The organism is Brevundimonas sp., assembly GCF_041688735.1.
Taxonomy (GTDB): domain Bacteria; phylum Pseudomonadota; class Alphaproteobacteria; order Caulobacterales; family Caulobacteraceae; genus Brevundimonas.
Window position 1 is genome coordinate 1 of sequence record NZ_JBDNHO010000077.1, and the last position, 14,830, is coordinate 14,830.

General features: G+C 66.0%; 13 protein-coding genes. 5 read left to right on the forward strand and 8 right to left on the reverse strand.

Going from position 1 to position 14,830, the window contains the following annotated elements:
• Window positions 1–152: 152 nt before the first annotated feature.
• Complete coding sequence (locus ACESMO_RS08200; protein WP_372707670.1) at window positions 153–953, forward strand: hypothetical protein; 801 nt, start codon at window positions 153–155, stop codon at window positions 951–953.
• 4 nt (window positions 954–957) lie between these two features.
• On the opposite strand, the gene uvrB is transcribed toward ACESMO_RS08200, so the two are convergent.
• The 3 genes from uvrB to ACESMO_RS08215 all read right to left on the reverse strand — a co-directional run bounded on the left by uvrB (window position 958) and on the right by ACESMO_RS08215 (window position 4,624).
• Window positions 958–3,321, reverse strand: a complete 2,364-nt coding sequence (gene uvrB / locus ACESMO_RS08205) for an excinuclease ABC subunit UvrB (protein WP_372707671.1) — start codon at window positions 3,319–3,321, stop codon at window positions 958–960.
• 46 nt (window positions 3,322–3,367) lie between these two features.
• Window positions 3,368–3,565, reverse strand: coding sequence for a hypothetical protein (locus tag ACESMO_RS08210; RefSeq protein WP_372707672.1), 198 nt, complete (start codon window positions 3,563–3,565; stop codon window positions 3,368–3,370).
• A gap of 171 nt (window positions 3,566–3,736) precedes the next feature.
• Window positions 3,737–4,624, reverse strand: coding sequence for a hypothetical protein (locus ACESMO_RS08215; protein WP_372707673.1), 888 nt, complete (start codon window positions 4,622–4,624; stop codon window positions 3,737–3,739).
• Window positions 4,625–4,772: 148 nt separating this feature from the next.
• Here ACESMO_RS08215 and ACESMO_RS08220 point away from each other — a divergent pair, with 148 nt between their 5' ends.
• Window positions 4,773–5,597, forward strand: a complete 825-nt coding sequence (locus tag ACESMO_RS08220; RefSeq protein WP_372707674.1) for a sulfite exporter TauE/SafE family protein — start codon at window positions 4,773–4,775, stop codon at window positions 5,595–5,597.
• Window positions 5,598–5,624: 27 nt separating this feature from the next.
• Here ACESMO_RS08220 and ACESMO_RS08225 read toward each other — a convergent pair whose 3' ends face one another.
• Together ACESMO_RS08225 and ACESMO_RS08230 are read right to left on the reverse strand one after the other, a co-directional pair.
• Window positions 5,625–6,131 (reverse strand): TIGR02281 family clan AA aspartic protease, encoded by a 507-nt coding sequence (locus ACESMO_RS08225; RefSeq protein WP_372707675.1) that lies wholly within the window; start codon window positions 6,129–6,131, stop codon window positions 5,625–5,627.
• Between the two features lie 180 nt (window positions 6,132–6,311).
• Window positions 6,312–6,515: a DUF1289 domain-containing protein gene (locus ACESMO_RS08230; protein ID WP_372707676.1), complete on the reverse strand. Its 204-nt coding sequence runs from the start codon at window positions 6,513–6,515 to the stop codon at window positions 6,312–6,314.
• A 152-nt stretch (window positions 6,516–6,667) separates the two neighbouring features.
• Between ACESMO_RS08230 and ACESMO_RS08235 the strand changes: the two genes are divergently transcribed.
• The gene (locus tag ACESMO_RS08235) at window positions 6,668–6,823 is read left to right on the forward strand and encodes a hypothetical protein (protein ID WP_372707677.1); all 156 of its coding nucleotides are present in this window, start codon (window positions 6,668–6,670) and stop codon (window positions 6,821–6,823) included.
• Between the two features lie 236 nt (window positions 6,824–7,059).
• On the opposite strand, the gene ACESMO_RS08240 is transcribed toward ACESMO_RS08235, so the two are convergent.
• From ACESMO_RS08240 to ACESMO_RS08250, 3 genes are read right to left on the reverse strand one after another with little or no spacing between them, the layout of a single operon-like run.
• Window positions 7,060–8,076, reverse strand: coding sequence for an HlyD family secretion protein (locus ACESMO_RS08240; protein ID WP_372707678.1), 1,017 nt, complete (start codon window positions 8,074–8,076; stop codon window positions 7,060–7,062).
• A gap of 20 nt (window positions 8,077–8,096) precedes the next feature.
• A complete protein-coding gene (locus ACESMO_RS08245) occupies window positions 8,097–8,879 on the reverse strand; it encodes an ABC transporter ATP-binding protein (protein ID WP_372707679.1) in 783 nt (260 codons plus the stop codon).
• The gene (locus tag ACESMO_RS08250) at window positions 8,876–10,051 is read right to left on the reverse strand and encodes an ABC transporter permease (RefSeq protein WP_372707680.1); all 1,176 of its coding nucleotides are present in this window, start codon (window positions 10,049–10,051) and stop codon (window positions 8,876–8,878) included. The genes ACESMO_RS08245 and ACESMO_RS08250 overlap by 4 nt, the downstream gene beginning before the upstream one ends.
• A 192-nt stretch (window positions 10,052–10,243) precedes the next feature.
• On the opposite strand from ACESMO_RS08250, the gene ACESMO_RS08255 reads away from it, so the two are divergent.
• Window positions 10,244–12,313, forward strand: coding sequence for a S46 family peptidase (locus tag ACESMO_RS08255; protein ID WP_372707681.1), 2,070 nt, complete (start codon window positions 10,244–10,246; stop codon window positions 12,311–12,313).
• A gap of 235 nt (window positions 12,314–12,548) precedes the next feature.
• The gene (locus ACESMO_RS08260) at window positions 12,549–14,636 is read left to right on the forward strand and encodes a S46 family peptidase (protein ID WP_372707682.1); all 2,088 of its coding nucleotides are present in this window, start codon (window positions 12,549–12,551) and stop codon (window positions 14,634–14,636) included.
• Window positions 14,637–14,830 lie beyond the last annotated feature (194 nt).

Genomic DNA, 14,830 nt, shown 5'->3' on the forward strand with positions numbered 1-14,830 from the left:
GCGACAGCGGGAAATATGGCTTGATCCGACGCATCTGCTTGTTCGTCAGCCAAAACAGATCACTCATGACAGGCACCTCCTGCCACCAGTGAATCAGATCGCCACGACCGTGTGAATCCCTTTAATGGGTCCTGAGCCTAGAGATCCGATGTGTGGAAGCAGTTAAGAGTGGCCATGCGGCGCACGCCCTGCATTTACTCCAGTCCGCTGGCTTTGCTCCGACTGTTACGGAACACCCCTCGTTCTTGGCACTTAGCGGATGGGTTCACTGCAATCTCGAGCCGCCAAACCTTACCGCGGCCCGCGAAAATTTTGAGGCCTGCATCGCATTGAATGCAGAGATCGAGGCCCGTTACCTTCATTCGTGGTTTTGGGCAGAGCGTAAAGCAGGGTTTGGCGGAGCCGTTTGCGACAAGATTTGTCGATGGGTGACAGAGTCCCAACACTACGATCAAAGGGAGAAAGCCGCATTTGCTCTGAGGGCGGCAATATTGCAGTTTGAGAGAGCAAAGGATCTGGAGTTTATCAGCCCAACAGATGCCCGCGGCTATTTCCGCTCTTCGCTTAGAAAACATCTCGATGCATTTGATTATCACCTGCGCATTGATGGCGGAGATTTTGCGAGATCGTACAAATATACAAGAGACACCGCGTTCAAATATTTTGCAGAAGCCATTTATGCGGGGGTTCCAGACGAAATCTTCGACTTTTGGGCTACTATTAAGGAGGAAGGGTCTGGCGTTAGCTGTGGCCCTCTTACCGATGGAATGTCCTATGCTCTGAAGCTTATGGACGAGCGGACGAAAGGCGATCAGCGCAGGTTGCTGGGACGCCTGACACAGCTCCGGGACTTCCTCCAAGGTCGGCGTTTGCATTTTGATATCGACGACGACCGGACACGATTGATCGGCCTTCTCGAGCAGAGCATTCAGCGTCGACGAGCCGCGCGCTGACCCCTCACCGCCCCTTCCGGAACCGCTCGTCCGCCGCCGCCTTGGCCGCCGCCCGGTCCCGCTTCGGAGCCTCCTTGTCGACCGCCTGCCCGGCCGGGGTCATCAGGTCGTTGGCGAACTCGAGGTCCATCAGCTTCATCCGCTTGATCTCGTCGCGCATCCGGGCCGCCTCCTCGAACTCCAGATTGGCGGCGGCGTTGCGCATGCGGCCCTCGAGGTCCTTGAGCGCGGCCTGGAAATTGGTGCCGACGAAGGGTCTGGACTCCTCGGCCATGCCCGGCGCGGTCAATCTGTCGAGGGCGCGGCTTTCGTAGGGGCTGGCCAGGATTTCGCGGATGTCGCGCTTGACCGATTCCGGGGTGATGCCGTGTTCGAGGTTATACGCCTCCTGCTTCTCGCGCCGGCGGTCGGTCTCGGCGATGGCGCGCTCCATCGAGCCGGTCATGCGGTCGGCATAGAGGATGACGCGGCCGTCGACGTTGCGGGCCGCGCGGCCGATGGTCTGGATCAGGGAGGTCTCGGAGCGCAGGAAGCCCTCCTTGTCGGCGTCGAGGATGGCGACCAGGCCGCATTCGGGGATGTCGAGGCCCTCGCGCAGCAGGTTGATGCCGATCAGGACGTCGAATGAGCCCACGCGCAGGTCGCGAAGGATCTCGATCCGCTCAAGCGTGTCGACGTCGGAGTGCATGTAGCGGACGCGCACGCCCTGTTCGTGCATGTATTCGGTCAGGTCCTCGGCCATCTTCTTGGTCAGGACGGTGACGAGGGAGCGATAGCCGGCGCGGGCGACGGATTTCACCTCGTCGATGACGTCGTCGACCTGGTTGCGGGTGGTGCCGCTGACCGGACGGATCTCGACTGGGGGGTCGATCAGGCCGGTGGGGCGGATGACCTGTTCGGTGAAGACGCCGCCGGTGCGCTCCATCTCCCACGGGCCGGGGGTGGCGGTGACGAACATCGTCTGGGGCCGCATGGCGTCCCATTCGTCGAACTTGAGCGGGCGGTTGTCGATACAGGAGGGCAGGCGGAAGCCATATTCGGCCAGGGTGGATTTGCGGCGGTAATCGCCGCGGTACATGCCGCTGATCTGGCCCACGGTGACGTGGCTCTCGTCGACGAACAGCAGGGCGTTGTCGGGGATGTATTCGAAGAAGGTGGGCGGCGGCTCGCCGGGGCTGCGGCCGGTCAGCCAGCGGGAATAGTTCTCGATCCCGGCGCACGAGCCGGTGGCCTCCATCATCTCCAGATCGAAGCGCACGCGTTGCTCCAGACGTTGCGCTTCGAGCAGTTTGCCGTTCTCGACCATCCAGTCGAGCGTCTCCTTCAGCTCGGCCTTGATGCCGGTGACGGCCTGGTTCAGCGACGGGCGCGGGGTGACATAGTGGCTGGCGGCATAGACGGTGATGTCGGTCAGGTCGGCGGTCTTTTTCCCCGTCAGGGGGTCGAACTCCTGAATCGACTCGATCTCGTCGCCGAACAGCTGGACGCGCCAGGCGCGGTCTTCCTGGTGGACGGGGAAGATTTCGAGGGTGTCGCCGCGCTTGCGGAACATGCCGCGCTCGAAATTCAGGTCGTTGCGCTTGTATTGCAGGGCGATCAGGTCGGCCCGCAGCTTGGACTCGTCGATCTGGTCGCCGACCTTCAGCGTGAAGGTCATGGCTGTATAGGTCTCGACCGAGCCGATGCCGTAGATGCAGCTGACGCTGGCCACCACGATGACGTCGTCCCGCTCGAGGATCGCCCGCGTCGCCGAATGCCGCATCCGGTCGATCTGCTCGTTTATGGACGAGTCCTTTTCGATGTAAGTATCTGATTTTGGTACATAAGCTTCCGGCTGGTAGTAATCGTAGTAGCTGACGAAATACTCGACGGCATTGTCGGGGAAGAAGCTCTTGAACTCGGAATAGAGCTGGGCGGCGAGTGTCTTGTTGGGGGCCAGGATCAGCGCCGGGCGCTGGGTCGCCTCGATGACCTTGGCCATGGTGAAGGTCTTGCCCGAGCCGGTCACGCCCAGCAGCACCTGATCGCGCTCGCCGGTGTTCGCCGTGGCCACCAGCTCCTTGATGGCGGCGGGCTGGTCCCCGGCGGGGGTGTATTTCGTCTCCAGCCGGAAGGGGATGTGTTTGCGGCCGGCGGGGCGATCAGGGCGGTGCGGGACCCAGTCGGACGGCTTGCCGGGGGCCTCTTCCGGTGTCAGGCGCGGACCGGTGACGGGCGCGAACATCGGCATCCGGTTGGCCGCCGTCGCCGGGTCGAAGAGGAACGGGACATGAGCCTCCGACAGTCCGGCGGACATCCCGGCCGACTGGCCCGGGACGTGGGTCGGCTTGCCGGGTTTGCGGTCAGATGCGGAGGGAGAACGGGCCATGAACGGAAGGTAGGGCGCAGCGCCCCGCGCGGCTAGGGGCGGACTGTCAAACGCCGCGAAGCAGGACGCCGGCGGTCAGGATGGCGAAGGCGATGGCCAAGGTCTCGAACACATTGGCGCTGATCACCGGGATGTTCACCGCGCCGTACTGCGCCAGCAAGGCGAGGACGGCGAGCACCACCGCCACGGCGAACAAAGGCACGGACGGGGGCGTGAGCACAAAGCTGCCGCGACGATTGGCCATGGATCGGTGTCCTGTTGCGAGGCGCGACGAACTGCGGCGCTTCAGCTTCGCGGTAACGCAGCGTCGCGCCGCGTTTTCCGGTTTCCTGCGTGACATGAGGGACCACAGCATCGACTGAAGACACCGTAGCTCCTCTCACCCTCTCCCGCCCGGAGAGCGGGCCGACAGGTGCTACCTTCGCGCCAGCTCGACCCGCGCTTCCAGGTCGGTCCAGCGGCGGCTGAGGTCGCGCAGTTCGTCGCGCAGGCGAGCGGCCTCGACGCGGCTGATGGCGCCGCTGCGTTCGCCCGCCGTGATTCGGGCTTCCAGCGCGACGGCGCGACCGTCCTGACTGTAGCGGTCGTCAAAGTAGTCGTCGCCGTCCTGCCAGTCGTCGCCGACGCGCCGGTTCAGATCGGCCCAGCGGGACCGAAGGTCCTGACGTTCGCGGGCGTCGATACCGTTGCGGCCATAACTGCTCTCCAGCTGCACCAGGGCGTTGAAGTCCGTCATCAGACGTGTGGCCTGGGCGCGGGTCAGGCTGCGGTCGCGCACCCCGGCGTTGACGCGAGACTCAAAGGACGTCCGGCTGTCAACGATGGGACTCCAGTCGTCGTAGCGGTCGTCGTCGTTTCCATAGCCGCCGCTCTGATAGCGGGTGGAGAAGGTGCGGTAGCGTTCGGCCAGATCGGCGCGTTCCTGGGTGGTGACGCGGCCGTCGGCGGTGTAGCGCGCCTCCAGCTGGACCAGATCTCGGTATTCGGCGCTCAGGCTGTCGGCGGCCGAGGTCGAGAGGGCGCCGGAGCGCACGTCCGCGTCGAGTTGGTTCTGGAACTGGTCGCGCTGGGCGTTGAGCGGACGTCGCCCGCGTCCCCATTCGCTGTCCAGGGTCGTCGACACGCCCAGACGGTCGCCGAACAGGGCACCGAGGATGGCGCCGATGGGATCGGGCTGGGTCTGGCGGTAGGGCTGCTGTCCGTACGGCGTCTGTGTGTAGGGCGTTTGCGCGGCGGCGGCGGAGGCCGAGGCGAGCGTCAAAGCGGCGACGGCGGTGGCAGTGAGTGTCTTGATCGCGATCATGGCATGTTCTTTCCGGCTGATGCCCTCTGCGCGGTGAGAACGGGGCTAACCGGGGAAAGGTTGCGGGCCTGACCCCTCCACCATCCTGCGCCAGGACTTCGGATCGGCCCCCTCCCCCTGTGGGGGAGGAATGGCTAAGGCTGGAGTCATGACCGCCCTCCCCCTGCCCGACCTGTTGCTCCTGCTCGCCGCCCTCGTCGCGGCGGGGCTGGCGGGCGGGCTGGTGGCCGGGGTGTTCGGCGTGGGCGGCGGCACGGTGATCGTGCCGGCGGTGTTCTATGCCTTTGAAGTCCTGGGGGTCGGGGGGGAGGGCAATCTGCATGTGGCGATCGGGACGTCGCTGCTGACCATCGTCGCGACGTCGTGGCGCTCGCTGAGGGCGCATCGGAAGCACGGGGCTGTGGACGAGGGCGTGCTGAAGACCTGGACGCCCTGGGTGGCGGTGGGCGGGCTGATCGGGGCGGCGGTGGCGGGGGTGACGTCGATGGAGGGTCTGGCCCTCGTCTATGGCGTCTGTCTGGCGCTGGTGGCGGCGCAGATGGGGTTGCTGCCTGAGCACGTCACATTGCGACGCGACCTGCCTGAGGGTTGGGGGCGGCGCGCGACAGGGACCGTCATCGGCGGATTGTCGGCCATGATGGGGATCGGCGGCGGCAGCTTCGGCGGCATGATGATGACCCTGTGCGGGCGGCCGATCCACCAGGCGGTGGCGACCGCGTCCGGCTTCGGCGTGGCCATCGGGGCGGCGGCGGCGCTGGGGTTCGTGGCCTTCGGCTGGGACGCCGGCGGGCGGCCACCGTTCTCGGTCGGCTACGTCAATGTGCCGGCGGCGGTGGTGATGGGGGTGCTGACGACAGCCGTGGCGCCGCTGGGGGCCAGACTGGCGCATGCGCTGGACCGGCGCGTGTTGAGGAAGGCGTTCGCGGTCTATCTGCTGGCGACGGCGATGTCGGTGGCATGGAAGGCCTTGTAGGGGCCATGGGCTCGGAAACGCCCGCCCCTACTGCCTCAGCGTAAGCGCCACCGGCGTGGCGGTGAAGGCGGACAGCCGGCCCAGATAGCTCATGCCCAGCAGGGAGTGCGGCAGCCCCTGTTCGATGACGAGGGCCTGCACGCGCTCGAGCCGGGTGCCCGCGACGGCGACGGCGCCCAGGGAAACCGGCGCGGCGCGTACCGGACCCGAGGCAGTAACCACGGTCGAGGAGAAGTCGGCGGCCTCTAGCTTCAGACCCAGGCGGGCGGCGTCGGCGCGGGTCAAGGCGACCACGCTGGCGCCCGTATCGACCATGACGCGGACCGCGCGGCCCTCGATCAGGGCGTCGGCCCAGTAGTGACCATCGTCGGCGCGCGGGATCCGGGCGGCGGAGGCGGTGGTGGCGGGAGCCTCAATGACGGTGGCGGCGTGGGCCTGGCTGCGCAGGCCTGCGTGGTCCATCCACCAGGCCGTGCTCAGGGCAGACGCGACCGCCAGGGTCATCACGGCGAAAATGGAAATGTCGAAACGCATCCCGGGATCACGCGACTGCCGCCGCTTTTTGCGGCCCCCAAGGTTTCGCACGGCCCGGTTGGGATGCGGTGAACGGGCATGGTGTGCGGGAGGTTAAGGGAAGAGCGAGCGTCGAGGAGTGTCAGAAGCAAGGCGTTTCGATGCGGTTGGCTATAGGCTTGCGACCTCTCGGCCTCGACCCTAACCCCTCGCCCTCTGCTCTGCCCGCGCAGGCAACTCCGCCATGATCGTGTCCCGCTGCTCATCGGTGAAACCGCTCCAGCCGCCGATCTCGGGCAGGGTACGCCAGCAGCCGAGGCACAGGCCCGCGGCACCGTCGATTACGCAGACCTGGATGCAGGGTGTGGCGATAACACGGGGTCCAGAATATCCGTTTTGTGACATTGAAGCTAAAATTGCTCCGGAACCGGATCAATAATATTGCATTTTCGGTCGCGACGGTGCATAGTGGACATGACGCGAAACGACTGAGAGGGTGCAAACCCCTGCGAGCACGACGCGTCTCTTTTCATCGGTTGTCGAAAGGAGACGCCAGAATGAACGAGAAAGACCGAAACCTCCAGCACGCCATGATGTCCTTCGCCCTGTGGGGCGGCATGCTGGTCAACACGAAGAAAACCAATGGGGCGGGCGATCGCGCGATCAGCCATCCGTCCAACTTCGTGCCCATAAAGATCGACAGGCGCCGCTGAAGCGACACGCCGCGATCGCTGACCTGACAGAGCCCCGGCCAGAAGGCCGGGGTTTTGTATTTGTGGCCCGCCCTTCCATATTGATCGCTGCGGTGAACTGACCGGCCATGGCCTGGGCTGCGACATTACCGGCGTGAAGGCCAGGACGTTATCGGTGGTCGGCGATCCGGGTTGGCGGCGGGCGCGGGCGGCGAAAGCGCTCCAGTCACTGACCACTAATCACAAACCCCCTTTTGTTACCCCGCATTGGCGGGGATCTGCATCGCGCGGTCGGCGGGGACGCCGACGGTGGCGGCGCGGGGGGCGCCGGCGGTCTGGCCGGGCTTCATGAATTTGACCAATACGCGCTGACCTATCAGCAGCGGCGCGTCGCCGGCGGTGACCACCACTTCCACGACCCGTTCGTCCGAGCGCTGTGAGGGGTCGTCCGAGGCCAGCTTGCGGGCACCAAAGACGGCGGCGCGGCGCAGGACGGTGCCGACATAGACTTTGGACGGGTCGCCCTCGGGCGTGATCTCGACCGCCTGGCCGGGCGTGATGTTGGGGAGGTCGCTCTCGACGATCTCCGCGCGGGCGATGCGCGGGGCGTCAGGCTCCAGATCGAACAGGTTGGACACGTTCAGGGTCGAGGCACCGGAACCGGGGTTGGCGTAGCGGCGCACGATACGGCCGTCCTGCGGGGCGCGGGTCACCGTCAGTTCGACATTGTAGGCGGCTTGGTCGCGGCGGGCGCGGGCGGTCTGGACGGCGGCTTGGGCCGATCCCAGACGGGCCTGGGCCTGGGCGATGGCGTCGCGGGCCTGGTCCATGCGCTGGGCGGCGACGAAATTGGTCGCGACCAGCTGTTGCAGGCGGTCGTGCTCGCGCTGGGCGGTACGGATGTCGACCCGGATCAGGCGCAACTGACTTTCAGCCTGATTGACATCGGCGTTGGCGCTCTGGAGGGCCAAGCGGGGTTCGTCGTCTTCCTGACGAGCGAGAATCTGGCCGGCGACCACGCGGTCGCCCTCTTGGACGAGGACGTCACGGACCACGCCGCCGCGGCGGGCCGCGATCTGGATGATGCCGCCCTCGATGTCGACCTTGCCGTTGGCGATCGCCGCGTAGGGGCTTTCCGTCTTGTTGGCCTGGGCCTTTTCTTCCTCGGCCTTTTTCGCCTTGGCGGCACCCTGCATCACGGTGAAGCCGACGACGAGCGCAATGATCAGCACGAGGCCGATCCAGAGCCATTTGTTCTTGAGGAAGGCGGGCATGGCGTAGGTCCTAAGTCGGTTCAGTGCGAGGCCAGCTTGGCGTGGGGATTGGGGGTGCGGCGCTGATCGTCGATGATCACGCCGTCTTCGATCTTGATGACGCGGTCGGCCCATTCCTCGAGACGAGGATCGTGCGTCACGCAGATGACGGCGGCACCGTGCTCGGTCGCGGCGCGACGGAGCAGACGGATGACCACCTGGCCGTTCTCGCCGTCGAGGGCCGAGGTCGGCTCATCGGCGAACAGGATCTGCGGATCCTTGGCGAGGCAGCGGGCGATCGCCACGCGTTGCTTCTCGCCGCCCGACAGGGCCGACGGCCGCTGGTGAAGGCGCGGACCCAAGCCGACTTCCTCCAGGGCGAGGGTGGCGCGCTTTCTCGCTGCGCTCGAACTCAGGCCCTGGAATTTCAGGACGGTGGTGACCTGTTGCAAGGCCGTCAAAGCCGGGAACAGATTGAATCCCTGAAAGATGAAGCCGCAGTGGTCGAGACGGAACTTGTCGATCTTGTCGGGCGAGAGCTTCCACAGGTTGTCCACCCCGAGGGTGTCGACCTCGCCCTCTTCCGGCCGGAGCAAACCGGACAGGGCTGCAATCAGGGTCGACTTGCCTGACCCGGAGGGGCCCATGACCATGGTGAGGTCGCCGTGGCGGGCGTCGAAATCGACGCCCTTCAGAACCTCGACGAAGGCCTTGCCGGACTTGAACCTCTTGCGCAGGCCCCTGGCCTCGATCGCGAAATCGCCTTGCTTGCCGTGGGCCTTGGTATGGCCCGTTTCCGCGACGGGTGGCATAAGGTCGCTCATCGCAGCAGGTCCGCCGGTTGGCTCTTCTTGAGGATTCCCAGCGAAAGGAACCCCGACAGCATCGCGATGGCAATCAGGCCGCCGGAAACAATCAGGATCAGCAGCAGCGGAAAATACAGCAGGATGCCGTTGGCTCCGGCGAGAAGGGAGACCAGCCAGGTCAGGACGCCCGCCGCAAGGATACCCGTAACGCCCACCCAGAAGCTGAGCTCGACCACGATCCGCTGCAACGATCCCATGGACGCGCCCAACGCCCGCAAGGAGGCAAACTCCTTGATATTGGCCAACACCGCTCCCTGGAGCGTCTGCCAGGTGATGGCGACGCCGATCACGATCCCCATGACGGTGACACCCCCCAGGATCACCACCAGGACGCCGTTCTCAAGGATAGCTCCCTGGTTGGCCAGGGCCAGTTCCGACCGGGTCCAGGCCCGATAAGACCCTTCGCCCATGTCGTTCAGTTCGGCCGCAACGACCTCTGCCCGCTCCGGATCGGCCAGCCGGACCATCAGGGGTCCCACCCGGGGGCTGGAATCGCTGGTTCCGCCGAGCGTTCGCAGCGTGTCGCGCGACATCACCAGCGTGGCCACGATCAGATTGGGATAGCCGCGGGTGATGCCGACCACACGAACCGTCTGGCCATTGTAGAGCGCCCGGTCGCCCAGCTTGACCCCCAGCCGTCCCATGGCGCTCTCGTCGACGGCGACGGAATAGGGCTGACGCAGCGCGTCAATGAGTTCCTCGGAATAGTCGGTCGGAATGGTCACCGCCCCCGGCGTCGTGTCGATCACGTTGACCGCGACCTGTTCGGCGCGGGGTGCGCCGCGTCGGGCCCGTTCCGCCGGTGTTTCGGTCGGATCATACTCTTTGATGCTCTGGAACTGCCCCCCGCTTCCGGCCAGGGCGCGGACCTCGACCACGTCGGGGTGTCGATAGACCAGGGGAATGAACCGCCGGGGCACGCCGGAGGGGCCTTGACCCAGGGCCTTTGCGCCGGGCGCGAGAATCAAGACGTCGGCGCTGGACCGGTCGATCTGTGCCGTGAACCCTTTGCCGATGCCCATGAAGACACCGGTCATGGCCAACACCAGCAGACCCGACAGGGCGAGCGCCATCACGGCGGCCATGTAGCGCCGCCACTCATAAAGCAGCGTGGAGAGTGCGAGCGACATCGAAAAAAACAAAGCCCCTGAACGTTCGCGGGTATCTGACCACTCCAAGGGTTGGGGCCAAGTTAAATCGGGTTAAGTCCGTTCAGTTGGGCTAAGTTCATCCCCGATATGCGTCGTCGCCGGGACAGGAAGCGGACTTGGCGCCGTGCGCCCGGCGCGCCATGGTCGAAAAACCACAGGAGACATTCCCCCATGACCCTTCTTTCGCTTCGTTCCGCCGTATCGGCAACCGCATCCATCGCCGCCATCATGGGAGTCATGGCCGTGACGGCCGCCCCGACCAGCGCCCGCGCCGACGAAGGCATGTGGACTTTCGACAATTTCCCGATCCAGACCGTCAACGACAAATACGGCACGCGGATCGACCAGGCATGGCTGGACCGGGTGCGCAACGCCTCAGTGCGGATCCAGGGCTGTTCGGCCTCGTTCGTTTCGGAGGAGGGCCTGATCCTGACCAATTGGCACTGCGTGGTCGGATGCGTGCAGGAGCTGTCCAGCCCCGGGAACGACTACGTCAAGAACGGCTGGATGCCGGCGTCCCGCGAAGAAGAAAAGCGCTGCCCGGGCCAGACCGCCGAGGTGCTGGTCGACATTGTCGACGTGACCGACCGGGTGCTGGCCGCCGGAGCCGGGCTGGAAGGCGCGGCCTTCAACGCCGCCCGCACCGCCGAGACCAACACAGTCCAGACCGAGGCCTGCGCGGGCGATGGGAAATTTAACTGCCAGGTCATCAGCTTCTATCGCGGCGGCCGTTTCGCCCTGTACAAATTCCGCCGCTATGACGACGTCCGGCTGGTATTCGCGCCCGAGAACCAGGCGGCTTTCTTCGGTGGTGACCCCGACAATTTCAACTTCCCGCGCTACGCGCTCGATGCTGGCTTCCTGCGCGCCTATGAGGACGGTGAGCCGGTCGAGAGCCCCGGCTTCCTGCGCTGGAACCCCAACGCCCCGGCCGAGGGTGACCCGGTCTTCGTGGCCGGCAACCCCGGCTCGACCTCGCGCCTGCTGACCATGAGCCAGCTGGAGCGTCTGCGCGACCAACAACTACCGCTGACCCTGATCCAGAATTCGGAACTGCGCGGGCGACTGCTGGAATATTCCTTGACCGGCGACGAGGCCAAGCGGATTTCGTTCGACCCTATCTTCGGCCTGGAGAACACTTTCAAGGCCCAGTACGGCCAGCATCAGTCGCTGCTGGACCCTGCGTTCCTCGGCGCCCGGCGCGACGCCGAAACCGAGCTGCGCGGGCGCGTGGCCGCAGACCCGACGCTGGTACAGCGGATCGGCGACCCCTGGGCCGAGCTTGAGGGGGTGCAGGCCACGGCGCGGGAACTGTTTCTGTCCGTCCGCCAACTGGAGCAGGCTGCAGGCGGCGGCTCGACCCTGTACCAGATGGCCCGCACCCTCGTGCGTGCATCGAAGAATACGTCAATGACCGAGGCGCAGCGCGCGCGAATGGCCACCGCCCTGGGTGCAGAGACCCCGATCTCGACGGACATGGAAGAGATCCGGCTCCGCTACTGGCTGTCCAAGACCCGCGAGTATCTGACAGTCGACAATGCCGAGGTGAAGGCGATGCTGGGCCGCGAGAGCCCGGAAGCCTTGGCCGAGCGGCTGATCTCGGGCACCCGGATGGCCGACGCCGCCTTCCGGGCCCAGGCTGCGGCCATGACGACCGCCCAGCTGGCCGAGGCCGATCCGCTGCTGGCCTTCATCATCGCCAATGACGCCGCCGCCACCGCGATCGGCGCCCGCTGGGCCGCCGAGGTCAACGCTCCGACCGCCCGCGCGGCCGAAAAGGTCGCCCAGGCACGGTTCGCGGTCTATGGCACCAACCAGTATCCGGACGCCACCTTCAGCCCGCGCCTGTCTTATGGCCGGGTCGAGGGCTGGAGCTATCGCGGCGTGACGGTGCCGGCCTTCACCAGAATGGGCGGGCTGTACGAGCGGGCCACCGGGGCCGAGCCGTTCAATGCGGCCCAAGCCTTCCTCGACAATGAGAGCCGGGTAAACAAGGAGACGGTCTATAATTTCTCCTCGACCAACGACATCATCGGCGGGAACTCGGGCTCGCCCGTGATCAACGCCGCCGGGGAAGTCATCGGCACGGCCTTCGACGGCAACATCCACTCGCTGGGCGGGGCCTATGGCTATGACGGCGCGCTGAACCGCACGGTGTCGGTGTCAACTGCGGCCGTCACCGAGGCGCTGCGGAACATCTATCCGAACCCGCGTCTGCTGGAAGAGCTGGGGGTTCGGTAGGAACCCGCAAGGTTCCTTCTCCCCTTGCGGGAGAAGGTGCCGGGCCCCCGGGTCCGACCTTGGTCGGCCCAAGGATAAACTCCGCCTGACGGATGAGGGGTCGCTCCGGTCTTGCCGGGCGACCCCTTCGTCATTCATGGTCCGCTACCCGACCGGCGACCGCTGGTGAAACCCCTCATCCGACCCGCTGCGCGGGCCACCTTCTCCCGCAAGGGGAGAAGGCAAGGAGACGTCGATGCGTAACCTGAAGATCACCCTGACCGCCATCGCCCTTACCCTCGCCGCCGGATCGACCGCGCAGGCGGAAGAAGGCATGTGGACCTTCGACAACTTCCCCATCGCGCGAGCCAACGCCACGCTCGGCACCAACATCGATCAGGCTTGGCTGGACCGGGTGCGGCTGTCGTCAGTGAAGTACGGCGGCTGTTCGGCGGGCATCGTCTCGACCGAGGGGCTGGTGATGACCAACAATCACTGTGTCGCCACCTGCGTGGCCAACCTCTCGACCCAGGCGGTCAACTACGCCCAGACCGGCTTCGCCCCGCGCAATCGCGAGGACGAGCTGAAATGCCCGGGCGGCACGGCCGAGATCCTGACCGACATCAGCGACGTGACCGAGCGGATGCGGGCGGCCGGCGCCGGGCTGGACGGCCGGGACTTCACCCGCGCGCGCGACGCCGAGGCGGGCCGGATCGAGAGCGAGGCCTGCGGCGGCGTCGCGGGCAAGCGCTGTCAGGTCGTGACCCTGTACCGGGGCGGCCAGTTCAAGCTCTACACCTACAAGACATATTCGGACGTGCGTCTGGCCTGGGCCCCGGAGGACCGGGCCGCGACCTTCGGCGGCGATCTGGACAATTTCAGCTTCCCCCGCTTCGCCATCGATGCGGCCTTCATCCGCCTGTACGAAAACGGCGCCCCGGCGGCGACGCCGACCCACTTCAAATGGAACGCCGACAAGCCGGTGGAGGGCACGCCGGTGTTCGTCTCGGGCAGCCCCGGCGCGACCCAGCGGCTGCTGACCCAGGACCAGTTGTTCACGATCCGCGACGTGGTCCTGCCGATGGACCAGCTTCTGGCCAGCGAATTGCGCGGGCGTCTGCTGCGATTCTCGGCCGAGAGCGAGGAGAACGCCTTCATCGCCATGGACCCGATCGTCAGCCTCGAGAACACCTACAAGCGCGGACTGGGCCGGATGCGGGCGCTGGTCGATCCGGCCTTCATGGCGACGCGGGCGGCCAATGAGGCCGATTTCCGCCGGCGTGTCGCGGCGAATGCCGAGCTGACCGCGCGCGTCGGCGATCCGTGGCGCGAACTGGCCGCGGTGCAGCCGATCCAGCGCGAGACCTATGCGGCCTACGCTCTGCTGGAGGGCGCCGCGGGGGTGGGCACGACGCCGGTCGCCGGCGGCTCACAGCTGTTCCTCTGGGCGCGCACGCTGGTGCGTGGGGCGCAGGAGCGCGACAAGCCCTCGGCCGAACGCCTGCCCGAATTCGCCGACAGCCGTCTGGCCACAGTTCAGTCCGGTCTGTTCGCCGAGCGCCCGGTCCATCCGGCGCTGGATCAGGTCCGCATGGAATGGTGGCTGTCCAAGACCCGTGAATGGCTGACGGTCGATGATCCGCGCGTGCGCGCCCTGCTGGGCCGGGAATCGCCCGAGGCCCTGTCGGCGCGACTGACGACCGGAACGAAACTCGGCGATACCGCCGTCCGCAAGGCCCTGTGGGAAGGCGGCATCGAGGCCATCCGCGCCTCTGACGATCCGATGATCCGTTTCGCCCTGGCCATGCAGGACGACAGCCGCGCCGTGCGTTCGGACTGGGAGGCCCGCGTGCAGGCGCCGACCGACCGCGCGTCCGAACGCCTGGCCTCGGCCCGCTTCGCCGCCTATGGCGACAGCGTTTATCCGGACGCGACCGGCACGCTGCGCCTGACCTACGGCAAGATCGAGGGCACGGACGTGCCGGGCCAGCGCTTCGGCGCCTTCACCACCTTCGACGGCCTGTGGGACCGTGCAACCGGCTCGGTGCCGTTCGACGTGGCGCCGAAACTGCTGGCGGCGAAGGCCCGGATCGACGGCGACACCGTGCTGAACATGGCCGTGTCTTCCGACACCATCGGTGGCTCGTCGGGTTCGCCGGTCGTCAATGCGGCGGGTGAGATTCTTGGGGCCAATTTCGACTCCACCGTCCTGACCCAGCGCAACGCCTATGGCTATGACGTCAACGTCAACCGCTCGGTGATCGTGACCACCGGCGCGGTGACCACGGCGCTGCGAGATGTGTACGGGATGGCGCGGCTGGTGGACGAGCTTGCGGTGCGATGAGTCAGAACTGGCCAGTGGCTAGTGGCTAGTGGCTAGTGGCTAGTGGCTAGTGGCTAGGCTCAGGACCCATTAAAGGGATTCACACGGTCGTGGTGATCTGATTCACTGGTGGCAGGAGGAGCCTGTCATGAGTGATCTGTTTTGGCTGACGAACAAGCAGATGCGTCGGATCAAGCCATATTTCCCGCTGTCGC

What these genes read in the sequence shown, in the direction of transcription:
- uvrB (WP_372707671.1), bottom strand. Translation starts at nt 3,321, where the DNA reads ATGGCCCGTTCTCCCTCCGCATCTGACCGCAAACCCGGCAAGCCGACC.
- ACESMO_RS08210 (WP_372707672.1), bottom strand. Translation starts at nt 3,565, where the DNA reads ATGGCCAATCGTCGCGGCAGCTTTGTGCTCACGCCCCCGTCCGTGCCT.
- ACESMO_RS08215 (WP_372707673.1), bottom strand. Translation starts at nt 4,624, where the DNA reads ATGATCGCGATCAAGACACTCACTGCCACCGCCGTCGCCGCTTTGACG.
- ACESMO_RS08220 (WP_372707674.1), top strand. Translation starts at nt 4,773, where the DNA reads ATGACCGCCCTCCCCCTGCCCGACCTGTTGCTCCTGCTCGCCGCCCTC.
- ACESMO_RS08225 (WP_372707675.1), bottom strand. Translation starts at nt 6,131, where the DNA reads ATGCGTTTCGACATTTCCATTTTCGCCGTGATGACCCTGGCGGTCGCG.
- ACESMO_RS08230 (WP_372707676.1), bottom strand. Translation starts at nt 6,515, where the DNA reads ATGTCACAAAACGGATATTCTGGACCCCGTGTTATCGCCACACCCTGC.
- ACESMO_RS08235 (WP_372707677.1), top strand. Translation starts at nt 6,668, where the DNA reads ATGAACGAGAAAGACCGAAACCTCCAGCACGCCATGATGTCCTTCGCC.
- ACESMO_RS08240 (WP_372707678.1), bottom strand. Translation starts at nt 8,076, where the DNA reads ATGCCCGCCTTCCTCAAGAACAAATGGCTCTGGATCGGCCTCGTGCTG.
- ACESMO_RS08245 (WP_372707679.1), bottom strand. Translation starts at nt 8,879, where the DNA reads ATGAGCGACCTTATGCCACCCGTCGCGGAAACGGGCCATACCAAGGCC.
- ACESMO_RS08250 (WP_372707680.1), bottom strand. Translation starts at nt 10,051, where the DNA reads ATGTCGCTCGCACTCTCCACGCTGCTTTATGAGTGGCGGCGCTACATG.
- ACESMO_RS08255 (WP_372707681.1), top strand. Translation starts at nt 10,244, where the DNA reads ATGACCCTTCTTTCGCTTCGTTCCGCCGTATCGGCAACCGCATCCATC.
- ACESMO_RS08260 (WP_372707682.1), top strand. Translation starts at nt 12,549, where the DNA reads ATGCGTAACCTGAAGATCACCCTGACCGCCATCGCCCTTACCCTCGCC.